At 71.0% G+C, this 24,249-nt stretch carries 22 protein-coding genes and 2 pseudogenes; 12 read left to right on the top strand and 12 right to left on the bottom strand.

The annotated features are described in order from the left end of the window. Positions 1 to 48: 48 nt before the first annotated feature. The 5 genes and pseudogenes from ABD927_RS20130 (at position 49) to ABD927_RS20110 (ending at position 4,626) form a co-directional block, all read left to right on the top strand. Positions 49 to 1,089: a hemin-degrading factor gene (locus tag ABD927_RS20130; protein ID WP_345251648.1), complete on the top strand. Its 1,041-nt coding sequence runs from the start codon at positions 49 to 51 to the stop codon at positions 1,087 to 1,089. After that, complete coding sequence (locus ABD927_RS20125) at positions 1,082 to 1,954, top strand: heme/hemin ABC transporter substrate-binding protein (RefSeq protein WP_345251647.1); 873 nt, start codon at positions 1,082 to 1,084, stop codon at positions 1,952 to 1,954. Before ABD927_RS20130 ends, ABD927_RS20125 begins: the two co-directional genes overlap by 8 nt. After that, positions 1,951 to 2,937: a FecCD family ABC transporter permease gene (locus ABD927_RS20120; protein WP_345251646.1), complete on the top strand. Its 987-nt coding sequence runs from the start codon at positions 1,951 to 1,953 to the stop codon at positions 2,935 to 2,937. The genes ABD927_RS20125 and ABD927_RS20120 overlap by 4 nt, the downstream gene beginning before the upstream one ends. 95 nt (positions 2,938 to 3,032) lie before the next feature. Then, a pseudogene (locus tag ABD927_RS20115) lies at positions 3,033 to 3,716 on the top strand (ABC transporter ATP-binding protein); the annotation flags it as partial. 34 nt (positions 3,717 to 3,750) lie between these two features. Further along, positions 3,751 to 4,626 carry a ChaN family lipoprotein gene (locus ABD927_RS20110; RefSeq protein ID WP_345251644.1) on the top strand — a complete coding sequence of 292 codons (876 nt, stop codon included), beginning with the start codon at positions 3,751 to 3,753 and terminating at the stop codon, positions 4,624 to 4,626. 19 nt (positions 4,627 to 4,645) lie between these two features. On the opposite strand, the gene ABD927_RS20105 is transcribed toward ABD927_RS20110, so the two are convergent. The 10 genes from ABD927_RS20105 to ABD927_RS20060 form a co-directional block, all read right to left on the bottom strand. After that, positions 4,646 to 5,302: an epoxyqueuosine reductase QueH gene (locus tag ABD927_RS20105; protein WP_345251643.1), complete on the bottom strand. Its 657-nt coding sequence runs from the start codon at positions 5,300 to 5,302 to the stop codon at positions 4,646 to 4,648. A gap of 18 nt (positions 5,303 to 5,320) precedes the next feature. Next, a complete protein-coding gene (locus ABD927_RS20100; RefSeq protein WP_345251642.1) occupies positions 5,321 to 6,250 on the bottom strand; it encodes a peptidylprolyl isomerase in 930 nt (309 codons plus the stop codon). Positions 6,251 to 6,480: 230 nt separating this feature from the next. Beyond that, positions 6,481 to 7,410: a transcriptional regulator GcvA gene (gene gcvA / locus ABD927_RS20095; RefSeq protein ID WP_345251641.1), complete on the bottom strand. Its 930-nt coding sequence runs from the start codon at positions 7,408 to 7,410 to the stop codon at positions 6,481 to 6,483. A gap of 129 nt (positions 7,411 to 7,539) precedes the next feature. Then, positions 7,540 to 8,517, bottom strand: a complete 978-nt coding sequence (locus ABD927_RS20090) for a Bug family tripartite tricarboxylate transporter substrate binding protein (protein ID WP_345251640.1) — start codon at positions 8,515 to 8,517, stop codon at positions 7,540 to 7,542. 44 nt (positions 8,518 to 8,561) lie between these two features. Next, positions 8,562 to 9,332 carry an SDR family NAD(P)-dependent oxidoreductase gene (locus ABD927_RS20085; protein WP_345251639.1) on the bottom strand — a complete coding sequence of 257 codons (771 nt, stop codon included), beginning with the start codon at positions 9,330 to 9,332 and terminating at the stop codon, positions 8,562 to 8,564. A 67-nt stretch (positions 9,333 to 9,399) separates the two neighbouring features. After that, positions 9,400 to 10,218, bottom strand: coding sequence for an SDR family NAD(P)-dependent oxidoreductase (locus ABD927_RS20080; RefSeq protein WP_345251638.1), 819 nt, complete (start codon positions 10,216 to 10,218; stop codon positions 9,400 to 9,402). Between the two features lie 101 nt (positions 10,219 to 10,319). Then, positions 10,320 to 11,420: a nitrilase-related carbon-nitrogen hydrolase gene (locus ABD927_RS20075; RefSeq protein WP_345251637.1), complete on the bottom strand. Its 1,101-nt coding sequence runs from the start codon at positions 11,418 to 11,420 to the stop codon at positions 10,320 to 10,322. 166 nt (positions 11,421 to 11,586) lie between these two features. After that, entirely contained in the window at positions 11,587 to 11,724 is a 138-nt protein-coding gene (locus tag ABD927_RS20070; RefSeq protein ID WP_345251636.1) for a DUF2474 family protein, read from the bottom strand. Further along, positions 11,724 to 12,731, bottom strand: a complete 1,008-nt coding sequence (gene cydB / locus ABD927_RS20065; RefSeq protein ID WP_345251635.1) for a cytochrome d ubiquinol oxidase subunit II — start codon at positions 12,729 to 12,731, stop codon at positions 11,724 to 11,726. Before cydB ends, ABD927_RS20070 begins: the two co-directional genes overlap by 1 nt. A 3-nt stretch (positions 12,732 to 12,734) precedes the next feature. Continuing rightward, positions 12,735 to 14,165, bottom strand: a complete 1,431-nt coding sequence (locus ABD927_RS20060; protein WP_345251634.1) for a cytochrome ubiquinol oxidase subunit I — start codon at positions 14,163 to 14,165, stop codon at positions 12,735 to 12,737. A gap of 1,093 nt (positions 14,166 to 15,258) precedes the next feature. Between ABD927_RS20060 and ABD927_RS20055 the strand changes: the two genes are divergently transcribed. The 7 genes from ABD927_RS20055 (at position 15,259) to ABD927_RS20025 (ending at position 22,096) form a co-directional block, all read left to right on the top strand. Continuing rightward, complete coding sequence (locus tag ABD927_RS20055; protein WP_345251633.1) at positions 15,259 to 15,930, top strand: aspartate/glutamate racemase family protein; 672 nt, start codon at positions 15,259 to 15,261, stop codon at positions 15,928 to 15,930. A 161-nt stretch (positions 15,931 to 16,091) separates the two neighbouring features. Next, entirely contained in the window at positions 16,092 to 17,153 is a 1,062-nt protein-coding gene (locus tag ABD927_RS20050) for an isocitrate/isopropylmalate dehydrogenase family protein (protein WP_345251632.1), read from the top strand. 95 nt (positions 17,154 to 17,248) lie between these two features. Continuing rightward, a complete protein-coding gene (locus tag ABD927_RS20045; protein WP_345251631.1) occupies positions 17,249 to 18,025 on the top strand; it encodes a hydroxypyruvate isomerase family protein in 777 nt (258 codons plus the stop codon). Positions 18,026 to 18,113: 88 nt separating this feature from the next. Next, the gene (locus tag ABD927_RS20040; protein ID WP_345251630.1) at positions 18,114 to 19,085 is read left to right on the top strand and encodes a Bug family tripartite tricarboxylate transporter substrate binding protein; all 972 of its coding nucleotides are present in this window, start codon (positions 18,114 to 18,116) and stop codon (positions 19,083 to 19,085) included. After that, positions 19,082 to 20,020 carry an FCD domain-containing protein gene (locus tag ABD927_RS20035; protein WP_345251629.1) on the top strand — a complete coding sequence of 313 codons (939 nt, stop codon included), beginning with the start codon at positions 19,082 to 19,084 and terminating at the stop codon, positions 20,018 to 20,020. The genes ABD927_RS20040 and ABD927_RS20035 overlap by 4 nt, the downstream gene beginning before the upstream one ends. 46 nt (positions 20,021 to 20,066) lie before the next feature. Next, positions 20,067 to 21,410, top strand: coding sequence for a 3-oxo-tetronate kinase (gene otnK / locus ABD927_RS20030; RefSeq protein ID WP_345251627.1), 1,344 nt, complete (start codon positions 20,067 to 20,069; stop codon positions 21,408 to 21,410). Then, positions 21,407 to 22,096: a class II aldolase/adducin family protein gene (locus ABD927_RS20025; protein ID WP_345251626.1), complete on the top strand. Its 690-nt coding sequence runs from the start codon at positions 21,407 to 21,409 to the stop codon at positions 22,094 to 22,096. The genes otnK and ABD927_RS20025 overlap by 4 nt, the downstream gene beginning before the upstream one ends. 55 nt (positions 22,097 to 22,151) lie before the next feature. Here ABD927_RS20025 and ABD927_RS20020 read toward each other — a convergent pair whose 3' ends face one another. Together ABD927_RS20020 and dkgB are read right to left on the bottom strand one after the other, a co-directional pair. Further along, complete coding sequence (locus tag ABD927_RS20020) at positions 22,152 to 23,150, bottom strand: tripartite tricarboxylate transporter substrate binding protein (protein ID WP_345251625.1); 999 nt, start codon at positions 23,148 to 23,150, stop codon at positions 22,152 to 22,154. Between the two features lie 164 nt (positions 23,151 to 23,314). After that, positions 23,315 to 24,120: pseudogene (gene dkgB / locus ABD927_RS20015) on the bottom strand (2,5-didehydrogluconate reductase DkgB). Positions 24,121 to 24,249 lie beyond the last annotated feature (129 nt).

Raw genomic sequence — 24,249 nt, 5'->3', positions numbered from 1 at the left:
CCCATTGCGGACCCGTTCCACCGGAATCCGCCATTGCAGGATCCAACGATGAGCACACATCCCCTCTGGCAGCGCTACCAGGATCTGAAAAACGCCGAACCCAGGCTGCGCATCCGCGATGCCGCGGCCCGGATCGGCGTGGCCGAAGGCGAACTGGTGGCGCACGATCCGGCCGCGCGGCGCCTGCGTCCCGACTGGGCCCCGCTGCTGGGCGGGCTGAAAGCGGCCGGCCCGCTGCTGGCGCTGACCCGCAACGAGGCCGCCGTGCATGAAAAGACCGGCGTCTACGACCACCTCCAGATCGACGGCGCCATCGGCCTCGCGCTCAATCCCGAGATCGACCTGCGGCTGTTCCTGTCGCAATGGGCCCATGCCTTCGCAGTAGGCGGCGAGCGCCCCAGCCTGCAGATATTCGACCGCCACGGCGACGCCGTGCACAAGGTCTATGCCACCGACCGCAGCGACCGCGCCGCGCTGGCCGCCCTGTTCGACGCCTTCGCCGCCGAGCCGGCGCCGGTGGTGCCCGAGCCGCGCGCCGCCACCGCCGAAAAACCCGACGCCGGGATCGACGTCGAAGCCTTCCGCAGCGAATGGCGCGCGCTGACCGACACCCACGAATTCTTCGGCCTGACGCGCCGCCATGGCGTCACCCGCACCCAGGCGCTGCGGCTGGCGCCGGAAGGCTACGCCGAAGAAACCGGCGTGGGCGCCGTCGACGCCGTGCTCACGCGTGCCGCGGCCGACGGCCTGCCCATCATGGTATTCGTGGCCAACCCCGGCTGCGTGCAGATCCATACCGGGCCGGTGCACCGTATCGTGCCCATGGGGCCGTGGCTGAACGTGCTCGACGAGGGCTTCAACCTGCACCTTCGCATGGACCTGTTCGACCGCGCCTGGGTCGTGCGCAAGCCCACCAGCGACGGCACCGTCACCTCGCTCGAATGCTTCGACCGCGACGGCACGCTGCTCGTCCAGTTCTTCGGCGAGCGCAAGCCCGGCAAGCCGGAGCTGCCGGCCTGGACGGCGCTGGCCGACAGCCTGGCCGCCATCGCGCCGGGCACGCCGCGCGAAGAGGCATCCCATGCGTAGCCATCGCGCGAAGGCCGGCCTGCGAGCCGGCCACGGCCGCCGCGCCACGGCCGCGCCGCCTGCCGTGCTGCGCCGGGCCGCGCTGGCCGTCGCGCTGGCGGCTGCCGCCCCCGCCCTGCCCGCCGCGGCCGCCGAACGGCTGGCCGTCCTCAGCTCCGACGTGGCGGAAATCGTCGTCGCGCTCGGCAAGGCGGGCGAGGTGGTGGCGCGCGACCGCTCCAGCACCATGCCCGAACTGGCGGGCGCCGCCGACATCGGCACCTCGCGCGCGATCGCGGCCGAGCCGGTGCTGCGCACCCGCCCCACGCTCGCGCTGGGCACCGACATCGTGCAGCCGCCCACCGTCTTCGGCCAGCTCGAAAAGCTGGGCGTGCATGCGGTCAAGCTCGGCGGCAAGGCCGACGGCAGCGACTTCGCCGAGGTCGTTCGCGAAGTGGGCCGCCTCATCGGCGCCCCCGACGCCGCCGACAGGCTGGCCGCCGACTGGACGCGCCGCATGACGCCCGCTGCCCCTTCCAACGTGCGGGTGCTGGTCACCTACGAAGGCAAGACGATGGCCGGCCGCGACACGCCCGCCGACACGCTGATCCGCGCCGCCGGCGCCGTCAACGCCGCGGCCGGCATCGACGGCTACAAGCAGGTCAATCCCGAGGCGCTGGTCGGCATGGCGCCCGACGTGATCCTGGTGGCCGAGCACAACCGCTCCGTCTACGGCGGCCTGGACCGGCTGAAGGCGCGCGCCGACGTGGCCGCCACGCCGGCCGGCAGGAGCGGCAAGGTGTTCGAGATGCCCGTGCACCAGATCTTCACCGTCAATCTGGGCAGCCCCGCCGCCGTGCAGGCGCTGGAAGAAAAATTCCGATGACTTCGACCGACACCGCGCTGCCGCCTCAGGCCGCGGCGGCACGGCGGTGGCTGGCGCCGCTGGGCGCGGCCGCCGTCGCCGCCTTCGTCGTGGCCTGCCTGGGTTTCGACGGCCGGGCCTGGCACTGGCCGGCGCTGGACGATCCGGTCATCGCCGGCCTGCGGTTGCCGCGGGTCGCGGCGGCCCTGGTCGTGGGCGCCTCGCTGTCGGCGGCCGGCGCGGCGCTGCAGGCGCTGTTCCGCAATCCGCTGGCCGACCCGGGCCTGATCGGCACCTCCAGCGGCGCGGTGCTGGCGGTGGTGTCGGTGCTGGCGCTGGGCGTGGATGGCGTCGGCCTGCCGGCGGCGGCCTTCGCCGGAGGGCTCGCGGCCACCTGGATATTGCTGGTCGCCGCCCGCCTGCTGGGCGGCGGCGAGGTGAGCATGCTGCTGCTGGGCCTGGTGCTCGGCATGTTCGTCGCGGCCGCCACCGGCCTGATGCTGCTCCTGTCCGACGATCTCACCTTGCGCGCGGCCACCGTCTGGCTGTCGGGCCACCTCGGCACCACGGCCGGCGCGTCGCTGGCCGCCGCGACGCCGGTGGCCGCCGCCGGGCTCGCGCTGCTGGTCGCGCTGGGGCGCGATCTCGACTGCCTGATGCTGGGCGAAGAAGAGGCGCGCAGCCTCGGCGTGCAGGTGGAGCGGGTGCGACTGCTGACCGCTATCGGCGCGTCGCTGGCGGTCGGCGCCGCGGTATCGGTGGCTGGCGTGATCGGCTTCATCGGCATGATGGTCCCCAACGCCTGCGCGCTGGTGCTGGGCGGCAGCCGCCGGCGCCTGATCGCCGCATCGGCCATCGTCGGCGGACTGTTCCTGCTGCTGTTCGATACGGCCGCGCGCAGCATCGCGTATCCGGTCGACCTGCCGGTGGGGCTGCTGGCCGGGCTGAGCGGGCCGGTGTTCTTCGTCTGGCTGCTGCGGCGGCGCGCCCGGGGGGTGGCATGACGCCGCCGGACGCGCCCGCGCTGCGCGCACGGGGCCTGGGCTACGCGGTGCGGGGCCGCACGCTGCTGGCGCCGGTCAGCGCCGAGTTGCCGGCCGGCCGCATGACCGCGCTGATCGGCCCGAACGGCGCCGGCAAGAGCACGCTGCTGCGGCTGCTGGCCGGGCTGCTGGCGCCGACGGCCGGCACCGTATCCGTAGGCGATACGCCTTTGGCCGCGCTGGACGACGCCGGCCGGGCCCGCCGCATCGGCTGGCTGCCGCAGTTTCCGCCTGACCGGCTGCCGCTCGACCTGTTCGACTACGTGCTGCTGGGCCGCCGTCCCAGCCTGGGCAGCTTCGGCCGCGCCGGCCCGGCCGACGCCGCCCGGGTGCAGGCGGCGCTGGCCGAGTTCGGGCTGCAGGCCCTGGCGCGCCGGCCCTGGCACAGCCTGTCGGGCGGCGAACGCCAGCGCGCGGGCCTGGCGCGGCTGGCGGCGCAGGACGCGCCGCTGTGGCTGCTGGACGAACCGACCAATCACCTCGACCTCAAGCACCAGGCCCTGCTGTTCCGCGTCCTGCGGCGCGAAGTGGCGCAGGGCCGCACCGTGGTCGCCGTGCTGCACGACCTGGCCCAGGCCGCCCGGTGGGCCGACCATGTACTGCTGCTCGCCGGCGGCCATCTGCTGGCCCACGGGGCGCCGGCCGACGCGCTGCGGCCCGAGCTGCTCGGCCGTGCCTACGACTGGCCCGTATCGGTCAGCCGCGACGGCGATCATTGGCAAGTCAGCGTGGGACAATGAACGGATGAGCGATACAGGAAGCTTTTTTCGCGGCATGACGCAGGCCCCCATCCTGGCCGTCACCATGCTTGTCGCGGCTTGCGCGCCGCTGCCGCGTGGGGCCGATGCCGAGGCGGACGTCGTGGCGCAGCGGCTGCCGGAGGTTTCGATCGCGCTGCTGGGCGAAGTTCACGACAACGCCGAAGGCCACCGCCTGCGCTACGAAGCGCTGGCCCGTGCCGTGCGGGCCGGCTGGCGGCCGGCCATCGCGATGGAGCAGTTCGACCGCGAGCGCCAGCCGGCGCTCGACCGCGCAATGCAGGAATGCGGCGACGCCGCCTGCGTGATCCATGCGGCCGCGCCGGGCAATGCCGGCTGGGACTGGAAACTGTACGAGCCCGTGATCGATCTCGCGCTGCGCGAAAAACTGCCGCTGGCCGCGGCCAACCTATCGCGCACCGATGCCGGGCGCGTCGTGCGCCAGGGGCTGCCGGCCGTGTTCAGCCCGGACGAACTGCGGCAGCTGGGCCTGGCCGGCGGACCGCCGGACGCACTGCTGGCCGCGCAGCGGCGGGAAGTGGCGCAAGGGCACTGCGGGCTGCTGCCAGCCTCGATGGAGCCCGCCATGGCGACCGCGCAGATCGCGCGCGACGCGATGATGGCCCAGGTCATGATGCGCGCCGCCCGGCCGGCGGACGGCGTCGCGCAGCGCCCCGTGGTGCTGCTGGCCGGCAACGGCCACGTGCGCCGCGATCTCGGCGTTCCCCGGTGGCTGCCGGCAGGCAGCCTGGCCGTGGGCTTCACGGAAGGCCCGCCGCCGCCCGGCAGCTATGACCTGGACGTCGAACTGGCCGCCGCCGAACGCGGCGACCCTTGCGAGGAATTGCGCGCCGGCGCCAAATCGATGCCGGCGCAGGGAATGGCCCCGTAGGCGCCACCGCCCCGCGCCGTCACGTTTCGTCGTCGCCGTAATACAGCACGCCGATCTTCACCGGCGCCCGGCCGGTCTCGGCGCGGTGCCTGTTGGTGTCGCGCAGCGAATAGACGCAGCCGCAGTATTCCTGCTGGTAGAAATGCTCGCGCTTGGAGATCTCGATCATCCGCGCCGACCCGCCCTGCTTGCGCCAGTTGTATTCCCAGTACGTCAGCTCCGGATAATGCGACGCGGCGCGCACGCCGCAATCGTTGATCTGCGCCATGTTCTTCCAGCGCGAGATGCCCAGCGAACTGGTGATGACCGGGAAGCCGTGCTCGTGCGCGTACAGCGCGGTCCGCTCGAACCGCATGTCGAAACACATCGTGCAGCGCGCGCCGCGCTCCGGCTCGTCTTCCAGCCCGCGCGCGCGCTCGAACCAGTTGTCGGTATCGTAGTCGGCGTCGACGAACGGAATGCCGAATTTCTCCGCGAAGCGGATGTTCTCCTGCTTGCGCAGCTCGTACTCTTTGAGCGGGTGGATGTTGGGGTTGTAGAAGAAAATCGTGAAATCGATGCCCGACGCCTGCATGGCTTCCATGACTTCGCCCGAGCACGGCGCGCAGCAGGAATGCAGCAGCACCTTGCGTTGCCCGCCGGGCGGGTCGAGGGGCTTGCGAACGTAATCCGACATGGCTCGCGCCCCTCCCGCTCAGTTGCCCTTGCTCAGCGCGGCATCGACGGCCGCGTTGTCGATGGTGTAGGAACCCTGCTTGGCCAGCCCCTGCAGATAGGCCTGGGCCAGCTGCTGCTGGCGCTGCTGGCGCAGCAGCTGCTGCAGGCGCGGCTTGACCTCGTCGAAGGTGGCGGTGTGGGCCGGCTTGCTGTCGATCAGCTTGACGATATGGAAACCGGTGGGCGACTGGACCGGATCGGACACCTGGCCCGGCTTCATGGTCGACACCGCGGTCCGCACTTCGGGCAGCAGCTGCTCCAGCGGCAGCGTGCCGACGTCGCCACCGTTGGCGGCCGAATTGCGGTCCTGCGACTGCGACTGGGCCAGCGCGGCGAAATCGCCGCTGCGCGCCTGCGCGGCCAGCGCCTGCGCCTGGGTGCGGGCCTTGGCCACGGCATTGCTGTCGGACTGCGGCGCGGCCAGGTAGATCTGCGCCACGTGGTACACCGCCGGCACGTTGAAATTGCCCTTGTTCTGCTCGTAGGCGGCGCGCAGGTCGGCATCCGAAGGATAGTCGGCCGGCGGCTGGCTGACCGACGCCAGATAGCTGCGCCCGGTGATCTCGCGCACGGCGGCGTCGATCTGGCTCTTGACCTGGGGCTGGTCGGCCCACTTCTTGCTCTGCGCCTCGCGCAGCAGCGCCTCGCTGGCCAGGCGGTCGGCCAGCCAGCGCTCGACGGCGGCATGGTCGCCCTTGAGTTGCTGGCGCGCCGACGGCGGCAGCGAACGCAGCATCTGTTCGAGTTCGTCCTGGCTGATCGAGATCGACCCCATGCGGGCCACCGACGCGCCGGCCGACGCGGCCACGGCGGCGCCGGCCGAGGTCGCCAGCATCAGGCCGAGCGCGGCGTGCAGGCCGGCGCGCCGCAACGCGCCGGGTCGAACTGCGGATTTGAATGAATTCATGACTTCGCGAAACCTCATTGACGAATGTTGCGGCGGGCGGCGCCCGGCATGCGGCGCGGCGGCAGAAGGGTCATCATAGCCCGCCTGCCCTGCGCGACCTGCGCGCATGGTACATCGACGCCCATGACGGTTCTACCCAAAGCCTGCGAGGTAGGCGACAACCGTCGCCAGCGGCCCGGCTCTCGGCTATGAACAGAATTTCATTTTACGGCGGCCGGACGGCCGGCCGCTCAATCGCTCCAGCCGCGCGACCGCTCCCATGCGGCCAGCGATTTCTCCGTATCGGCGCCTTCGCGCACCAGCCAGTCGGCGAAGGCGCGCGCCGCGCGGCTCTCGCCCGGCACGCTCGGATAGCTGACGTAGTATCGGCGCCGCATGACCGGCGGCGCGTCGAACGGCGCCGCCAGCCGGCCGGCGACGATGTCGTCGATCACCAGGAACAGCGGCACCAGCATCACCCCCAGGCCCTCCAGCGTCGCCTGCAGCGAAAAATACATCTGCTCGAAACTGAGGATGCTGGCCGGCCGCAGGTTGGCGCAGCCGGCGCCCTGCAGCCATTCCGACCACGAATACGATTCGGTCGCGTAGCTGATCAGCGTATGGCGCGCCAGGTCCTGCGGCCGCGCCAGCCCCGGCCGTTCCAGCAGGTCCACGTGGCAGACCGGCACCACCGTCTCGTTGAGCATCGGCACCGAACGGCAATTGGGCAGCGGCGCGTCGCCGCTGCGAATGGCCAGGTCGTAGCCTTGGTCCTGGAAATTGATCGGCGCGATCGAGGTCGTCAGCCGCACGTCGATGTCGGGCCGGCGGCGCTGGAAGCGCGACAGCCGGGGAATCAGCCAGCGCATCGTGAAGGTGGGCGGCGCGCTGACCTTCAGGCCGGTCAGCGCCGCCTGCTGCTGCGCCTGCATCGAAGCCACCGCGATCCGGTCGAGCGCGGCCGTGATTTGCTCGAAGTAATCGCGCCCGGCTTCCGTCAGCGCCAGCTGCGAGGCCGAGCGCCGGAACAGCGGCGTGCCCAGCCATGCCTCCAGCTGCGCCACCTGCCGGCTGACGGCGCCGTGGGTCACGTGCAGCTCCTCGGCCGCCTTGGTGAAATTGACGTGCCGCGCGGCGACCTCGAACACCCGGACGGCGTTCATCGGGGGCAGTTTTCTCATGACCGCCGATATTGCCATGCCGTGCCCCCGCCGCCTAGGTAGGCCGGCGCCGGGCCGCCCCAAGCCGGCTGCGTCCCCTCGGGGGACAGCCGGTCAGGCGCCGTGCAGGCGCCTGGCAGGCCAGGGGCCTCAATTCGCGATTTGCAGGTTCAGGTCGCGGATCACCTTCGTCCAGCGGGTCAGCTCGTCGCGTTGGAAGGCGGCGAATTCGCTGGGCGACATCAGCGGCGTCATCTCGTAACCGACCGCCGTCGCCCGCTCCTTGAACTTGTCGGAAGTCAGCACCTTCGATATCGCCTGGTAGAGCTTGTCGGCCACCGGCGCCGGCGTGCCGGCCGGCGCGTACAGGCCGATCCACGACGAACTTTCGAAATCGACGCCCTGCTCGATCGCGGTCGGCACGTCTTTCAGGAAGCCGCTGCGCTCCTTGCCGGTGACCGCCAGCGGCCGCAGCTTGCCGGCGCGGATCTGCGCCAGCGCGTCGGACACCGACGACACCAGCACCTGTACCTCGCCCGAGGCCGCGGCCAGGATGGCCGGCCCCGACCCCTTGTACGGCACTTGCTGGATGTCGACGCCGGCACGGCGCTTGAAGGCCTCGAACGCCACCTGGTGCGGCGACGACGGCGAGGCATAGAACAGCGTGCCCGGCTTGGCCTTGGCCAGCTTGATCAGGTCGGCCAGCGAATGCACCGGCAGCTTGGGCGTGACCGAGAACAGCAGCTGGCTGTAGCCGATCATCGTGACCGGGGTGAAGTCCTTCATCGGGTCGTAGGCAAGCGACGGGTTCAGGCCCGGGTTGTAGGCCATCATGCCGCTGGACCCGCTCAACAGCGTATAGCCGTCGGGCGCAGCCTTCGCCACGTACTGCGCGGCGATGGCGCCGTCGGCGCCGGCCTTGTTCTCGGCCACCACCGGCTGCCCCAGTTCCTGCCGCAGGTGCTCGGCCACCAGCCGGCCCATCACGTCGTTGCCGCCGCCCGGCGCGAAGCCGATGACCAGCGAGATGGGCCGCGCCGGATAGTCCTGCGCCGCGGCCGGCGCCGCCACCGCCATGCACAGCGCCAGCGCGCGCCACGCCCCTTTCCAATGCCGAATGCCTTCCATGATCGTGTCTCCTGTCGTTGTTGTGGGCCGGCGTTCGCCGGCCGTCAGCTCATGGCGCCGCCCCCGTCGACCGGCAACGCCACGCCGGTGATGTAGGAGTTCTCGGGCGCGGCCAGGAACAGCGCGGCGCGCGCCATCTCCTCGGGGTTGCCCAGGCGCTTGATCGGGCGCACCTGGCGGTTCATCTCGGCGTAGCTGTCGGCCACGATGTCGGGGTTGCGGGCCAGCACTCCCTGCCACAGCGGCGTGCTGTCGATCGGCCCCGGGCATATCGCGTTGACGCGGATGCCGTCCTGCGCCAGCGAGACGGCCAGCGCGCGGGTCAGCATCAGCAGGCCGGCCTTCGATGCCGAATACGCGGGCGACTGGCGCGACGGCCGCAAGCCCAGGCCCGAGGCGGTGTACAGGATCGAGCCGCCGCCCGCCCGGCGCAGGTGCGGCAGCGCATACTGGGCGCCGAAGAAGCCCGCCTTCAGATGGATGTCCATGATCTGGTCGTAGGCTTCTTCCGTCGTGTTTTCGAGCAGGCCGGGCCCGGCCACGCCGGCGTTGTGGAAGAAGATGTCGAGGCGGCCGTAGCGCTCGGCGGCGGCCTCCACCGCGCCGGCGATGTGCTTCAACCGGCGCAGGTCGCACTCCACGAAGAAGGCCTGGCCACCCTCCCGCTCGATGTCGCGCACGGTCTGCAGGGCGCCGTCGCGGTTGATGTCGGCGATCGCCACGCGCGCGCCTTCGCGCGCGAACAGCAGCGCGCTGGCGCGGCCGATGCCGGTTGCCGCGCCGGTGATCAGCGCGGCCCTTGATTCCAGTTTCATCGATCCCTCGTCCTGGTTGGCGGACGGGCCGCTGGCGGCCGTGTCCGGTTCCTGCAAGCCCGTGGCCTCAGCCGGGCCGGTCGGCGTCGCGGAAGGCCGGGCGGCCGTCCTGCGTCATCCACATCTGCCCGCCGGCGCAATCCATGACGCTGCCGCTGACGAAGGCCGCCGCGTCGGAGGCCAGGTAGACGGCCAGGTTGGCCACCTCGTCCGGCGTGCCCATGCGCGCCAGCGGCACGTTGGACAGCAGTTGCTCCAGTTGCTCGGGCCGGCGGTTCAGCGACGTGCGCGGCGTCTCGATCAGGCCCGGCGCCAGCGCGTTGACGCGCACGTGCGGCGCCAGCTCCATGGCCAGCGAGCGGGTCAGGCTGATCACCCCCGCCTTGGCCGCCGAGTACGCGGGCAGGCCGGGAAACGGGAACTGCCCCGTCAGCGATGCCATGTTGACGATGCTGCCGCCGCGCTGCGCCAGCATCAGCGGCGCCACCGCCCGCACGCACAGGAACACGCTCTTCAGGTTGACCGTGAAGGTGTCGTCCCAGTCGCGCTCGGTAAGCTTGCGCACCTGCCCGATGCGGAACGTGGGGCCGCTGGCGCCGCCGGCGTTGTTGACCAGCACGTCGATGCGGCCGAAGGCCTCGCGGGCTGCGCCCACCATGCGTTCCACCGCGTCGGCGCGGGTGACGTCGGCCTGCACGCCCACGCTCTGGCCGCCCATCGCGCAGATTTCGGCGGCCAGCGATTCGGCGCGGTCGCGGTCCAGGTCGGCCACGCACACCCGCCCGCCCAGGCCGGCGATCTGCAGGCCGATCGCGCGCCCGATGCCGCTGCCGCCGCCCGTCACCAGCGCCGCCTTGCCGCGGAATGTCAATTCCGACAATTTCATGCACTCTCCCAAAATCAGATCACCCATCCAGGACGCCGCGGATCCGGCTCCGCCGGTCCGCCAGCGTCGCCCCCCGGGGGGCGCGCGAAGCGCGCAGGGGGTCAACCTCTCGGGGGGATGTAGATGCCCTCTTCCACGAAGCGCCGGATGGGCTGCGCGCGCGAGCGGTCGGCCTGGTCGGTAGGCAACTGCCGGGCGTACATATTGATCGGGTACAGCGGCTTGTCGTACATCTCCTGGAAAGCTTCGCTGCGCACCTGCGTGAGCCAGTTGTGGCGCGGGTCCATGCGGCGGCGGCGCAGCGCCTCCAGGCTGATCTGCGCGGCGGTCACGGTTTCGCCGGGGTAGTTCACGTGCTGGATGATGGCGCCGTGGTAGTCGATCACCATCGAGCCGCCCGGATACGAGTTGGCCGGGTTGCCGCGCACGATCAGGTTGCCCGGCGCGCAGGCCGCCACGTACATCAGGTTGAAGGCCGCGTGCGCGCGGTTGGTGACTTCCCACAGGTCTTGCGGCGGCGAGCCGTCGGGCTCGGCCATGCCGCTGGAGCGGATCATCACCTCGCAGCCCTGCAGCGCCATCGCGCGCGAATGCTCGGGGTAGAAGGCCTCGTTGCAGATCAGGTAGCCGAGCTTGCCGATGTCGGTCTCGATCACCGGGAACATGCAGCTGAGCACGTCGCCCTTCTTGCGGCCGTACTTGCCGTCCATCACTTCGATGTAGCGGTCCCAGACGTCGTGCGGGCTGACGTCGTCGCGGCCGCTGTACGGCAGGTAGGGGCAATACTTGTGGCGCTTGTAGATGACCTCGCCGTTGGGGTCGATGATGAAGGCGGCGTTGAAGGCGAACTCGGTGCTGATCTCGGGGATCACCTCGTGCGCGCTGCCGGCGATGTAGGTCTTGTACTTGCGGGCCTGTTCGGCCAGCAGTTCGATCTCCTCGCCGGGGATGCGGATCGCCATGTCCTTGGCGACCTTGGTGAACAGATTCGAATAGGGCTCGGGGTTGTTGTTCCAGCCCTGCATGAAAACCTCGGGCAGCACCACCAGCTTGAGCGGCGCGTACTCGCGGAAGGCCAGCCGGGTCGGGCCGTAGCCGAAGATTTCGATGATGCGGTCGAGGTTGGCCTTGCGGATGTCGCGGCGGTGGTCGATGCCGACGCGGTTGGTCTGCATCAGGACGATGGTGTAAAGATCGGTCACTGCTTTCGCTCCTTTGGGGAATCCCGCACTGCCGGTGCGCTGCCGGCGGCGTCGTTCACGGGTCTCGTTCGAGTAGCGAAAGTGTGCGGGCCCAGGCTCGCGCCGGGCAATCGAGTTATTCTTGCTTACCCCCAGGAAAACTCACGCTGCCGGTGACGCGCCGGCGTCAGGCGGTCATTCCGGCCCAGCCCATCAGCAGCCGCATCAGCCAGGCGGCGGCGCCCAGCGCGGCCACGCTGGCCAGCCAGATGCCGGCCAGCCAGGCCACGCGGCCCAGCCAGCGGCGCGGGGCGCCGCGCGGCATCAGTGGTAGCCCTCCGAGGCGTCGACCTTGCCGCGGAACACGTAGTAGCCCCAGGCCGTATACACCAGGATGACGGGCACGATCAGCAGCGCGCCCACCAGCGCGAAGCCCTGGCTCTGCGGCGGCGCGGCGGCCTCCCAGATGGTGAGCGAGCGCGGCACCGCGTAGGGCCACAGGCTGATGCCCAGGCCGCTGTAGCCCAGGAAGATCAGGAACAGCGTCAGCAGGAACGGCGCCACGTGCGGGTCGCCGCGCAGCCGCTTCAGGATCTGCCAGGCGGTGGCCAGCACCAGCAGCGGCACCGGCGCGAACCACAGCATCTGCGGCCAGCGGAACCAGCGCTGGGCGATCGCCTGGTCGGCCAGCGGCGTCCACACGCTGATGACGGCGATCACTGCCAGCAAGGCCAAGGTAAGCGGCCGCGCCAGCGCCACCATGCGCGCCTGCAGCCCGCCGTGCGTTTTCATCACCAGCCAGGTGCAGCCCAGCAAGGCATAGGCCACCACCACGCCGGCGCCGGTGAAGACCGAGAACGGCGTCAGCCAGTCCATCGCCCCGCCGGCGAAGGCGCGGCCTTGCAGGTGGATGCCCTGGATGTAGGCGCCCAGCGTGACGCCCTGGAAGAAGCTGGCGGCCAGCGAGCCGCCGATGAAGGCCTTGTCCCACCAATGCGCCGCTGCCTCGCTGGCCTTGAAGCGGAACTCGAAGGCCACGCCGCGGAACACCAGCCCCAGCAGCATGAACACCAGCGGCAGGTAGCAGGCGCTGAGCACCACCGAATAGGCCAGCGGGAACGCCGCCAGCAGCCCGGCGCCGCCCAGCACCAGCCAGGTTTCGTTGCCGTCCCATACCGGCGCGACGGTGTTCATCATCACGTCGCGGTCGGTTTTGTCGGAAAAGAACGGATACAGCAACCCGATGCCGAGGTCGAAGCCGTCCATCACGACGTACATCATGACGCCGAACAGGATGATGGCCGCCCAGATCAGGGGAAGATCGATGCCCATGCTTCAGTCCTCCATGCGTCCGGGAAGGTGTTCGTCGCCGCCGCCGGTGGCCGACAGCGGCCGCGCCGGCGTGCGCACGTGGCCCGGCCCGCCCGTCATCGGATCGTGCGCCGGCGCCGCGGCCGGCCCGCGCCCGATCAGCCGCATCATGTAGCCGATGCCGCTGCCGAACACGACCACGTATACGGCCACGAACAGCAGCAGGCTCACGCCGAGCTGCGCCGGGCCGTGGCTGGAGACCGCGTCGGCCGTGCGCATCACGCCGTACACCACCCACGGCTGGCGGCCGATTTCGGTGGTGAACCAGCCGGCCAGGATCGCCAGCACGCCGGCCGGCCCCATGGCCAGCGCGAAGCGCAGCAGCGGCCTGCAGCGGTACAGGCTGCCGCGCCAGCGCGCCCACAGCGCGGCCAGGCCGAGCGCGATCATCAGCAGGCCCAGCCCCACCATCACGCGGAACGACCAGAACACCACGGTCGAGTTGGGGCGGTCGGCCGGCGGGTAGGACTTCAGGCCGGGAAACTGCCCGTTCCAGGTATGGGTGAGGATCAGGCTGCCGAGGTGCGGCACGTTCAGCGCGAACCGGGTTTCCTCGCGCGCCATGTCGGGCCAGCCGAACAGCGTGAGCGGCACGCCGCCGCCCGGCTCGTTCTCCCAGTGGCCTTCGATCGCGGCGATCTTGGCCGGCTGGTGCTCCAGCGTGTTCAGGCCGTGGAAATCGCCCACCACGGCCTGCACCGGCGCCACCAGCAGCACCATCCACATCGCCATCGACAGCATCTTGCGCACGGCGGGGTTGTCGCGGCCGCGCAGCAGGTGCCAGGCGCCCGAGGCGCCCACCATCAGCGCGGTGGCCAGGTAGGCGGCGATCCCCATGTGGGCCAGGCGGTACGGGAACGATGGGTTGAAGATCACCGCCATCCAGTCGGTGGGGACCACGCGGCCGTCGATGATTTCATAGCCGGCGGGGGTTTGCATCCAGCTGTTGGAGGCCAGGATCCAGGTGGCCGAGATCAGCGTGCCGATGGCCACCATCACGGTGGCGAAGAAGTGCAGGCCCGGGCCGACCCGCTTCCAGCCGAACAGCATCACGCCCAGGAAGCCGGCTTCGAGGAAGAAGGCGGTCAGTACCTCGTAGGCCAGCAGCGGGCCGGTGACGCCGCCCGCGAACTCGGAGAAATAGCTCCAGTTGGTGCCGAACTGGTAGGCCATGACCAGGCCCGAGACCACGCCCATGCCGAAATTGAGCGCAAACACGCGGGACCAGAAATGATACAGGTCGCGGTAGACCTGCTGGCCGGTGCGCAGCCAGCAGGCTTCCAGCACCGCGAGGTAGCTGGCCAGGCCGATCGTGATGGCGGGGAACACGATGTGGAACGAGACCGTGAACCCGAACTGTATGCGTGCCAGATGCAGCGCGTCGAGACCCCACATGAACTGTGCTCCTTCGCAAGCCGGTGGGCGAGCGGCGCGCGCCGCGAGCCCCGGCGGTCAGACTATAGAACGCCGGGGTGATACGGAACAGATGCAGCCGCGTTGAAATACACCGTATCAGACGGGCCGGACCGGATCAGATCGACCGGCCCGGCAACGGCTGCGAGTGCTGCGACGGCCCTCGCGTCAACGGCCCCCGCCGCCCGATCCGCCCATGCCGCCGCCCGCGGCGCCACCACCCAGCGAGCCGCTGCCGGCCGCGCCGCCTCCCATCGAGCCGCCTCCCATCGAGCCGCTGCCCGCACCTCCAGCGCCGGGAACCGCTGTCGTTCCCGGGGTCATCCCTGGGGACATCCCGGGGCTCGTCGCACCCGGCGTTGTCGTGCCCGGCATTGTCGTGCCCGGCGTTGTCGTGCCTGGCGTTGTCGTGCCTGGCATCGTGGAACCGGGCATTGTCGAACCGGGCATTGTCGAACCGGGCATTGTCGAACCGGGCGACGTACCCGGTGTCGCCGTGCCCGGCAGCGTGGTCCCCCCGGGCGTCGTCGTACCTGGCGTCGTCGTACCTGGCGTCCGCGTACCCTGCGTGGCCGCGCCCGGCGCCGTCGTCCCGGGCACCGGCACACCGCCGGGCGGCACGGTGCCTGCGGAGCCGTAGGCGCCGGTCCCGGGCTGGCCAGGCGCGGTGCCCGACGGATTCAGGGGCACGGTGCCGGGCGGCGGGTTGCCGGCGCCGGGGCCGGCGGCGGAACCCGTGCCGCCCATCGTGCCTCCGGTCTGCGCCGGCGCCAGGCCCGGCGCGCCGACCAGCAGCGCGGCGGCCAGCAGATGGGCGCATAGAAGTTTCTGCCTCATGATGTCTCCTTGTATCGTGACCAGAAAGACCCGCGATCCAGCAAGCGACATACCCGAGGCGGCCGGCCGCGGGCGGCCGGTCCGATCCGTCTGCTGCGCCGCGACAAACCGCCGGCGGCACGGCCGCGGCGGCGGCCTGACAGGCCGGAACGGATTGCGCGGCGGCGGCGGGGCGCGCACAATCCGCAGCTCATCGGTGCCGCCGCACTACTCTTCCATCGTCCCCATCGTGCCCGCCATGTCCCAATCCGCAGCCGCTCCCCGCATCGCCCTCATCCATGCCGTACAGGTCGCCATGGCGCCGATCGAGGCCTCCTTCAGGCGCCTGTGGCCCGAGGCGCGCCGCGCCAGCCTGCTCGACGATGCGCTGCCGGCCGACCTCCAGCAGGCCGGTGCCATCACGCCGGCCATTTCGGCGCGCATCGGCGGGCTGGCCGACTACGCCATCGCCGCCGGCGCCGACGCCATCCTGTACACCTGCTCGGCCTTCGGCGACGCCATCGAAGCCACGGCCGCGCGTGTCGCCGTGCCGGTGCTCAAGCCCAACGAAGCGATGTTCGAGGCCGCCCTCGGCCAGGGCCGGCGCATCGGCATGCTGGCCACCTTCGCCTCGGCGGTGGCCTCGATGGAACAGGAGTTCGAGGCGATGGCCCGCCAGCGCGGCGTCGACGCCACGCTCGAAACGATCTGCGTGCCCGAGGCCCTGGCCGCCGCCAACCGCGGCGACATCGCGCTGCACAATCGCCTGGTGGCCGAGGCCGTGCCGCGGCTGGCGCACTGCGACGCGGTCATGCTGGCCCATTTCTCGACCTCCACCGCGCTGGAACTGGCCGAACAGGCGCTCGGCCGCGCCGTGCTGACGGCGCCCGATGCCGCGGTAGAGAATCTGAAGGCACGGGTAGCCCGATGACGCCAGTCGTCGCGCCGGTCCCGTACGGACCGTCGTTCAAGGATGGGCTCCCTCGACCCGGGAATTGCATGTATTGACGCAAATATGCAGCGCTGATTACGCTTGCGCCTCGATTGTCCCGGGCGGCTGTCCCGCGCCCGTCCCTCCATGAGGCTAGCCACATGCGCGTCGGCGTCCTGAAAGGCAATGGCATCGGCCCGGAAATCACTTCCGCCGTGCTGCAAGTACTGGAGGCCACCGGGCTTCCGCTCGAGTGGGTCCACATTCCCATCGCCGACGAGGCGGTCGAACGCTACGGCCACCCGCTGCCGCGGCAGGTGGTCGACGCGCTGCGCGAGGTCAAGGTGGCGCTGAAAGCGCCGCTGATCGTCAACAAGGGCGAGGGCCGCCTGAGCTGCGTGCAGGAAGACGGCAGCGAGGTCACCTACCCCTCGCTCAACAATGCCATCCGCCGCGAGCTCAAGCTGTTCGTGAACCCGCGGCCGCTGCGCGGCATCCCCGGCATCTCGGGCCGCTACGAAAATCTCGACGTGGTGGTGATGCGGGAAGTCACCGAAGACGTCTACGTAGGCTGGGAGCACCGCATCGGCGACGTCGCCGCGCAGGCGATCAAGCTGACCACGCGCGAAGCCGCCGTCCGCGTGGCCCGCTACAGCTTCGACTACGCGCGCCGCAACGGCCGGCGCAAGGTCAGCTGCCTGCACAAGGCCAACGTGCTCAACTACACCGACGGCCTGTTCCTGCGCTGCTGCGCCGAAGTGGCGCGCGAATACCCCGACATCGAATTCGACGACTACATGATCGACGCCGCCTGCTACCTGATCATCAAGGAGCCGCAGCGCTTCGACGTCGTCGTCACCCCCAACCAGTACGGCGACATCCTGTCCGACCTCGGCGCCGGCCTGGTCGGCTCGCTCGGCCTGGCGCCGGGCGCCAACATCGGCGAAGTGGCCTCGGTGTTCGAGGCCTCGCACGGCGCCGCGCCCGACATCGCCGGCAAGGGCATCGCCAACCCGGTCGCGCTGCTGCTGTCGGGCGCGCTGCTGCTGCAACACGCGGGCCATGGCCGCGAGGCCGCCTCGGTGGTCCGGGCCACGCGTGCCGTGCTGGGCGAAGGCAAGGTGCTGACGCGCGACCTCGGCGGCACCGCTAACACGCTCGCGCTGGCCGGCGCCATCGCCGATCGCGTGAGAGCCAGTGACCCCGATCGTTCGAGCGCCTGAACAGCCCTCGAACGATAGCCCCCCACGGGGCGCGGCGGGCTTGGGGCGGCCCGGCGCCCGCCTGGCAGTGCCCCGATCATCCACGAAGGACGAACATGGTCAAACTGTGCGCCCACCTGGGCTACCAATTCCAGGAGTTCCCGCCGGCCGAGCGCATCGCGCGCGCCGCGCAGGCGGGCTTCAAGGCGGTCGAGTGGCCGTCGCCGTACGCGTTCACGCCGCAGCAGCTGCGCGCGATGCTCGAGGACCACGGCGTGAGCTGGGTGCAGGTCACGCTGCCCGGCGGCGATGCCTCCAAGGGGGAAAAAGGCCTGACCGCCCTGCCCGGCCGCGAAAGCGAATTCGACGCCGGCCTCGACCAGGCGATCGAATACGCGCTGGCGCTCGGCTCGAAATGGATCCATCCGATGTCGGGCACCGTGCCGTCGTGGGACGCGCCCGGCGTGCGCCAGGCCTATATGCGCAACGTCGAACGCTGCGCCCGGCTGGCCGCCGACAACGGCCTGGGCCTGCTGATCGAGGTCATCAACGACCAGGACGTGCCCGGCTACGCCATGTGCCGCTACGAACGCGCCCGCGAGGTGTTCGACGCGCTGGGCGGCACGCCCAGGCTGATCCTCGACGCCTATCACGCGCAGAACCTCACCGGCGACGCGACCGGCGTGGCGCGGCAATGGACAGGCGAGATCGGGCACGTGCAGATCGCCGACGCCCCCGGCCGGCACGAGCCGGGCACCGGCGCCATCGATTTCGACGCCTTCTTCGCCGAGCTGGCGCGCGGCGGCTACGACGGCTGGGTCGGCTGCGAATACAAGCCGGCCACCACCACCCTGGAAGGCCTGCGCCACCTGCAGCGCTACCTGCAAGCCTGAAGGAGACCCGGACGGGCGCGGCCCCGGCCCGGAAACGCACGCTTTCCCGACAGCGGTTCGATCCAAAACCAACCATGGAGGAGACACCATGAAGCCCCCGATCCGCGCCTTGGCCTTCCTGCCCGCATGGGCGGCCGCCATGGGCCCGGCGCTCGCCGCCGACGCCTATCCCGCCCGCCCCGTCACCATCGTCGTGCCCTTCACCCCCGGCGGCGGCAGCGATAACGTCGCCCGGCTGGTGGCCACCAAGCTGTCGCAGCAGACCGGCAAGACCTTCGTCATCGAAAACCGTGGCGGCGCCGGCACCAACATCGGCAACGAATACGCCGCCCACGCCGCGCCCGACGGCTACACGCTGCTGCTGGGCCAGTTCACGCTGTCGGTCAACCCCTACCTGTACGAGTCGCTGCGCTACGACGTCGACCGCGATTTCACGCCGGTGGTGCAGATCGCCAACACGCCCACCGTGCTGGTGGTGCGGCCCGATTCCGACATCAAGAGCGTGCGCGACCTGATCGACAAGGCCAAGGCGCGCGCGGGCAAGCTGAACTACGCCTCGGGCGGCGCCGGCACGCCGCCGCACCTGTCGGGCGAGCTGTTCCGGCGGGTGGCCGGCGTCGACATGGTCCACGTGCCCTACAAGGGCAGCGGCCCGGCGCTGACCGACCTGATCGGCGGCCAGGTCGACCTGGTCATCGACACCTCGACCTCGATCCTGCCGCTGGTCAAGGGCAAGAGCCTGCGGCCGGTGGCGGTGGCCGCCGGCCAGCGCCTGGCCGCGCTGCCCGACGTGCCCACCTTCGCCGAGCAAGGCCTGGCCAATTTCGAGGTGCTGGCCTGGTATGGCCTGCTGGCGCCGGCCGGCACGCCGGCCGACGCGGTACAGTGGGTCAACGCGGCGGTCGGCAAGGCCCTGCGCGATCCGGAGCTGCGCGGCCGGCTCGAAGACATCGGCGCCATCCCGGTCGGCGGCACGCCGGCGCAGATGGGCGCCTTCATGAAAGAACAGTCGTCCAAATGGAAACAGATCATCGCCGACGCCCGCATCAAGCTCGAATGACGGGCGCCCCGGGCCGGTCCCCCGCCACGCCGGCCGAGCGTACCGGACTGCGCGTGCTGTCCTACGCGCTCGGCGCGCAGCTGCCGGCCGGCACGCCGCTGGTGGCCAAGGCCATCGGCAACGAGCTCGGGCTGTCGCGCTTCCCCGTCCAGCGCGGCCTGGCCTGGCTGCGCGACCAGGGCCTGGCCAGCCAGCCCACCGGCCGCGGCTTCGTGCTGGCGGCCGGCCCGGCGGCCATTCGCCGCGTGCTGGCCCGGGCCGGCGAGGCCAGCCTGTCCACCTACCAGATCATTGCCCAGGATCGCCTGCGCGGCGTGCTGCCCAAGGCGATGACCGAAACCGGCCTGGCCCAGCGCTACGGGCTGACGCGGGCCCAGCTGAGTCCGATCCTCAAGCGCATGGCGCAGGAAGGCTGGATCCGGCGCCGGCCCGGCCACGGCTGGGAGTTCGCCGACATCATCGACTCGCCGCAGTCGCTGGCCGACGCCTACGCCTTTCGCATCGCGATCGAGCCGGCCGCCCTGCTGGCTCCCGGTTTCGCGCTGGAACAGGCCGCGCTGGAACGGCTGCGGGCCGAGCAGGCCGCGCTGCGCGACGGCCAGCTGGGCGGCCGCGTCACCAGCGAAGAGCTGTTCGAGATCGGCGCGCGCTTCCACGAAACGGTGGTAGGCTTCTCGCGCAATCCGTTCTTCGTCGACGCCATCCGCCAGGTCAACCGCCTGCGACGGCTGCTGGAATACAAGGCGATGGCGCGGCCGGCCGATTTCGGCGAGCAATGCCTGGAACACCTGGCGCTGCTCGACATGCTGGAGCGCGGCGAACGCCGCCAGGCGGCCGAATTCCTGCAGCGGCACCTGAGCATCGTGGGCAAGGTCAAGCAGCATCGCCTCGGGCAGCAGCACGAACCCGGCCCGATGCCGGCCGCCCACTTCTGACGGCGCGCGGGCGGCGCGCCGATTCCGTTTTCACCAAGAGGAGACCATGAGCACCGACACATCGCCAGGCCGCGCCGGCGGCCCCCGTCCGGCAGGCGGCGCCCTGCTCGGCTGCATCGCCGACGACTTCACCGGCGCCACCGACCTGGCCAACAACCTGGCCCGCGCCGGGCTGCGCGTGGTGCAGACCCAGGGCGTTCCGGCCGGGCCGTTCGACGGCGAGGTCGACGCCGTGGTGGTGGCTCTCAAGACCCGCACCGTGCCGGCCGCCGAGGCCGTGGCGCAGTCGCTGCAGGCGCTGGCCTGGCTGCGCGGGCTGGGCGCCGACCAGGTCTACTTCAAGTACTGCTCCACCTTCGACTCCACCCCGGCCGGCAACATCGGCCCGGTCACCGAGGCGCTGATGGACGCGCTGGACGCGCCGTTCACCATCGCCTGCCCCGCCTTCCCCGAGGCAGGCCGCACCGTGTTCAAGGGCTATCTGTTCGTGGGCGACGTGCTGCTGCACGAATCCGGCATGCGCAACCATCCGCTCACGCCGATGACCGATTCCAACCTGCAGCGCGTGCTGCAGGCGCAGACCCGCCGCCGCGTGGGCCTGATCGATTACCGCAGCATCGCCGCCGGCGCCGCCGCCGTGGGACAGCGCATCGACGCGCTGCGCGCCGAAGGCATCGGCATCGCGATCGCCGACGCCACCAGCGATGCCGACCTGGCCACGCTGGGCGCGGCCGCCGCCGCGCTGCCACTGGTCACCGCCGGCTCGGGCCTGGCCATCGGCCTGGCGCCCCAGCGGCGGCGCGCGCCGCGCGAAGGGGCCGGCCGGCCGCCGCCGCCGCAGGGCCGGCGCGCCATCCTGTCGGGCAGTTGTTCCACCGCCACCGTGGGCCAGGTGGAGCGCTTCATCGCCGGCGGCGGCGCAGCCTTCCGGATCGACCCGCTGGCCGCGGCCATCGATGCCGGCCTGGCCGCGCAGGCCATCGACTGGGCCACCGCGCACTGGCAGGACGGCCCGGTACTGGTCTACGCCACCGCGCGCCCCGACGAAGTGCGCGCCGCGCAGGAGCGCCTGGGCGTGGCCGGCGCGGCCGAGGCGGTCGAGCGAACGCTGGCCGCCGTTGCCCGCGGGCTGGTCGAGCGCGGCGCCGGCCAGCTCATCCTGGCCGGCGGCGAAACCTCCAGCGCCTGCGTGCTGGCGCTGGAAGTCGACCGCATGCGCATCGGCCCGCAGATCGCGCCCGGCGTGCCGTGGTGCCACGCCAACGTGCCTTATGCACCGCAGGGCAGCCTGCACCTCACGCTCAAGTCCGGCAATTTCGGCGGCCCCGATTTCTTCGGCCGGGCCTTCGCGATGCTGGACGACACCACGACGGACGCCGCCCGATCATGACCGAGAACCAGGCCCGCGAAGAAATCTGCCGCGTCGGCCGCAGCCTGTTCGAGCGCGGCTACGTGCATGCCACCGCCGGCAACATCAGCGTGCGGCTCGACGAGGCGCAGGGCGGCGGCTTCCTGATCACGCCCACCGACGCCTGCCTCGGTTTTCTCGACCCGGCCGCGCTGGCGCGGCTCGACGCCGACGGCCGGCAGACCGGCGGCGAACGCGCCAGCAAGACCATCGCGCTGCATCGGCGCATCTACGAAGCCACCGCGGCGGCCGGCGCGCCGGCGCGCTGCGTGATCCACACCCACAGCACGCATTGCGTGGCGCTGACGCTGGTGGCCGCCGGCCCGGGGACCGGGCCGGGCGAGCTGCTGCCGCCGATCACGCCCTACTTCGTGATGAAGGTGGGCCACGTGCCGCTGATCGACTACTTCCGGCCCGGAGACCCGGCCGCCGCCGAACAGGTGGCCGCCGCCATCGCCCGCCACGCGTCGGCCGGCCTGACGCTGCGCGCCGTCATGCTGGACCGCCTGGGTCCGAACGTCTGGCACGACTCGCCGGCGGCCGCCATGGCCACGCTGGAAGAACTGGAAGAAACCGCCCGCCTGTGGCTGTTGTCCGGACGCGCCGCGACGCCGTTGGACGAGGCCCGCATCGAGGAACTGCGCCGCACCTTCGGCGCCCAGTGGTAGCGCGGATCGCCCGCGGCTGCCGGCCGCCGGGCCGTGCGGGCCCGTTCCCGCTTCGTCACTCCGCCTTGATGCCCTCGGCGCGGATGATCTTGCCCCAGCGCTCCATTTCCTCGCGCAGGTAGGCGCCGTACTCGGCCGGGCTGGAGCCCAGGATCTCGGCGCTCTGGCTGGCCAGCGTCGCGCTCAGCGCGGGATCGGCCAGCGCCTGGCGGATCACGGCGTTCAGGCGGTCGACGATGGGCGCGGGCGTGCCGGCCGGCGCGACGATGCCTGACCATGATCCCAGCACGATGCCGGGAATGCCGCTCTCCTCGAAGGTCGGTACGTCGGGCAGCGTCTGCAGGCGGCGCCTGCTGGCCACCGCCAACGCGTGCAGCCGCTTCTCCTTCACCATCGGCGCCACGCCCGGCGCGGTGCCGAAATAGAAATCGACGTGGCCGCCGGCCACGTCGGTCATCGCGAAGGCCTCGCTCTTGTAGGCGATATGCCGGCTGCGCATGCCCACCGTGTTCTGGAACAGCACGTTGGCCAGGTGGGTGATGTTGCCGATTCCGGCCGAGCCGTAGGTCAGCTCGTCGGGCCTGGCCTTGGCGCGGGCGATCAGGTCCTGGATGCTGCGGTCGGGCAGCGTCGGGCGGACCACCAGCACGAGCGGACTGTTGACCGTGGCGGTGATCGGCGCGAAGTCCTTCAGTGGATCGAAATCCAGCTTGGGATACAGCGACGCGTTCAACACGATGGAAGACGTGTTGTAAAGCAGCGTGTAGCCATCGGCGGGCGCCTTCAGCACCGCCTCGGCCGCCAGGTTGCCGTTGGCCCCGGGCTTGTTGTCGACCACCACCGGCGTCTTCAGGATGCCGGACATCTTGCTGGCGATGGCGCGCAGCACGACGTCGGTGCCGCCGCCGGCGGCGAAGCCGATCACGATGCGGATCGGCCGCGACGGATAGCTGGCCGGATTCTGCGCCCCGGCGGCCGCGGCATGCAGCGCCGCCCATGCCACCACCGCCCCGCGCACCCATTTCGAGCGCCGCCGCCATTGCCCTGTGAACATCTGTCGTCCCCCTTCGGAAGCATGGCCGCTGTCCTGACGCCGCCGCGCCTGTCGCCGGCGCGTGGCGGCTGTCCGGCCACCAGGCAGGCGCCTGGTCTTGGCCATATTAATGAATGAAGTTCATATTTATAAACGACAGACAGATGCAGGGTCAATCGCTCTCGTCAATCCCACTCGGGCGCGAGGTCGGCCGGGCTGACTTCCCGCCCGTTGCGCTCCAGCGCGGCGATCTGCGCCATGTCGTCGCCGCTGAGCCGCAGCTGCTGCGCCAGCAGATTGCTGGCCAGGTTCTCGCGCCTGGTCGACGAAGGGATGACCGCATACCCGAGCTGCATGGCCCAGGCCAGCGCCACCTGCGCGGGCGTGGCCTGGTGGTGCTGGGCGATGGCGCCCAGCACCGGATCCTTCAGCACCTTGCCGTAGGCCAGCGTCATGTACGAGGTGACCTGGACGCCCTGTTGCTGCAGGAAGGCGGCCAGCTTGCGGTTCTGCAGATAGGGGCTGAGCTCGACCTGGTTGGTGGCGATCTCGCCTTCGCCCACGGCCGCGATGGCCTGGCGGGTCAGTTCGATGTTGAAGTTGGAGACGCCGATCAGCCGGGTCAGCCCCTGGGCCTTGGCCTGGTCCAACGCGCCCATGAACTCGGGCAGCGCCACGCCGTTGCCCGGCGCCGGCCAGTGGATCAGCGTCAGGTCGACCTGCTCGGTGCGCAGTCTGGCCAGACTGTCTTTCAGGCTGGGAATCAGCTTGTCGCGCGCATAGTTGTCGACCCAGATTTTGGTGGTCAGGAACAGCTCGCCGCGCGGCACGCCGGACTCGGCGATGGCCTGGCCGACCTCGGCCTCGTTGCCGTAGATCTGCGCGGTGTCGATGCAGCGGTAGCCGAGCTCCAGTCCGTTGCGGACGGAGTCGATGGCGACCTGGCCTTTCAGGCGGAAGTGCCGAGGCCGAAGGCGGGAATGGCGTTCATGATTCTATCCTTGCCGATTGTTCGAGGTTGAGTGAATCCTGCCCGGCGCCCGTCCGGGCCCTGCGCCGCTACGGCGCGTCGGGCGTGCCCGCGGCCGCCGGCACGCCGGCCGCGCGGCGGCGCGCGCGG

The sequence above is a fragment of the Pigmentiphaga soli genome (assembly GCF_039541095.1).
In the GTDB taxonomy this organism is placed as follows: Bacteria; Pseudomonadota; Gammaproteobacteria; order Burkholderiales; family Burkholderiaceae_B; genus Pigmentiphaga; species Pigmentiphaga soli.
This window is presented reverse-complemented; position numbering and strand designations above follow the sequence as displayed.

Coding starts and splice junctions, on each gene's coding strand:
- ABD927_RS20020 (WP_345251625.1), bottom strand. CDS start 23,150: ATGTTCACAGGGCAATGGCGGCGGCGCTCGAAATGGGTGCGCGGGGCG.
- ABD927_RS20050 (WP_345251632.1), top strand. CDS start 16,092: ATGCGCGTCGGCGTCCTGAAAGGCAATGGCATCGGCCCGGAAATCACT.
- ABD927_RS20025 (WP_345251626.1), top strand. CDS start 21,407: ATGACCGAGAACCAGGCCCGCGAAGAAATCTGCCGCGTCGGCCGCAGC.
- ABD927_RS20105 (WP_345251643.1), bottom strand. CDS start 5,302: ATGTCGGATTACGTTCGCAAGCCCCTCGACCCGCCCGGCGGGCAACGC.
- ABD927_RS20055 (WP_345251633.1), top strand. CDS start 15,259: ATGTCCCAATCCGCAGCCGCTCCCCGCATCGCCCTCATCCATGCCGTA.
- ABD927_RS20085 (WP_345251639.1), bottom strand. CDS start 9,332: ATGAAACTGGAATCAAGGGCCGCGCTGATCACCGGCGCGGCAACCGGC.
- ABD927_RS20040 (WP_345251630.1), top strand. CDS start 18,114: ATGAAGCCCCCGATCCGCGCCTTGGCCTTCCTGCCCGCATGGGCGGCC.
- ABD927_RS20100 (WP_345251642.1), bottom strand. CDS start 6,250: ATGAATTCATTCAAATCCGCAGTTCGACCCGGCGCGTTGCGGCGCGCC.
- ABD927_RS20130 (WP_345251648.1), top strand. CDS start 49: ATGAGCACACATCCCCTCTGGCAGCGCTACCAGGATCTGAAAAACGCC.
- ABD927_RS20045 (WP_345251631.1), top strand. CDS start 17,249: ATGGTCAAACTGTGCGCCCACCTGGGCTACCAATTCCAGGAGTTCCCG.
- ABD927_RS20035 (WP_345251629.1), top strand. CDS start 19,082: ATGACGGGCGCCCCGGGCCGGTCCCCCGCCACGCCGGCCGAGCGTACC.
- otnK (WP_345251627.1), top strand. CDS start 20,067: ATGAGCACCGACACATCGCCAGGCCGCGCCGGCGGCCCCCGTCCGGCA.
- ABD927_RS20060 (WP_345251634.1), bottom strand. CDS start 14,165: ATGTGGGGTCTCGACGCGCTGCATCTGGCACGCATACAGTTCGGGTTC.
- ABD927_RS20120 (WP_345251646.1), top strand. CDS start 1,951: ATGACTTCGACCGACACCGCGCTGCCGCCTCAGGCCGCGGCGGCACGG.
- ABD927_RS20080 (WP_345251638.1), bottom strand. CDS start 10,218: ATGAAATTGTCGGAATTGACATTCCGCGGCAAGGCGGCGCTGGTGACG.
- ABD927_RS20090 (WP_345251640.1), bottom strand. CDS start 8,517: ATGGAAGGCATTCGGCATTGGAAAGGGGCGTGGCGCGCGCTGGCGCTG.
- cydB (WP_345251635.1), bottom strand. CDS start 12,731: ATGGGCATCGATCTTCCCCTGATCTGGGCGGCCATCATCCTGTTCGGC.
- ABD927_RS20125 (WP_345251647.1), top strand. CDS start 1,082: ATGCGTAGCCATCGCGCGAAGGCCGGCCTGCGAGCCGGCCACGGCCGC.
- gcvA (WP_345251641.1), bottom strand. CDS start 7,410: ATGAGAAAACTGCCCCCGATGAACGCCGTCCGGGTGTTCGAGGTCGCC.
- ABD927_RS20110 (WP_345251644.1), top strand. CDS start 3,751: ATGACGCAGGCCCCCATCCTGGCCGTCACCATGCTTGTCGCGGCTTGC.
- ABD927_RS20070 (WP_345251636.1), bottom strand. CDS start 11,724: ATGCCGCGCGGCGCCCCGCGCCGCTGGCTGGGCCGCGTGGCCTGGCTG.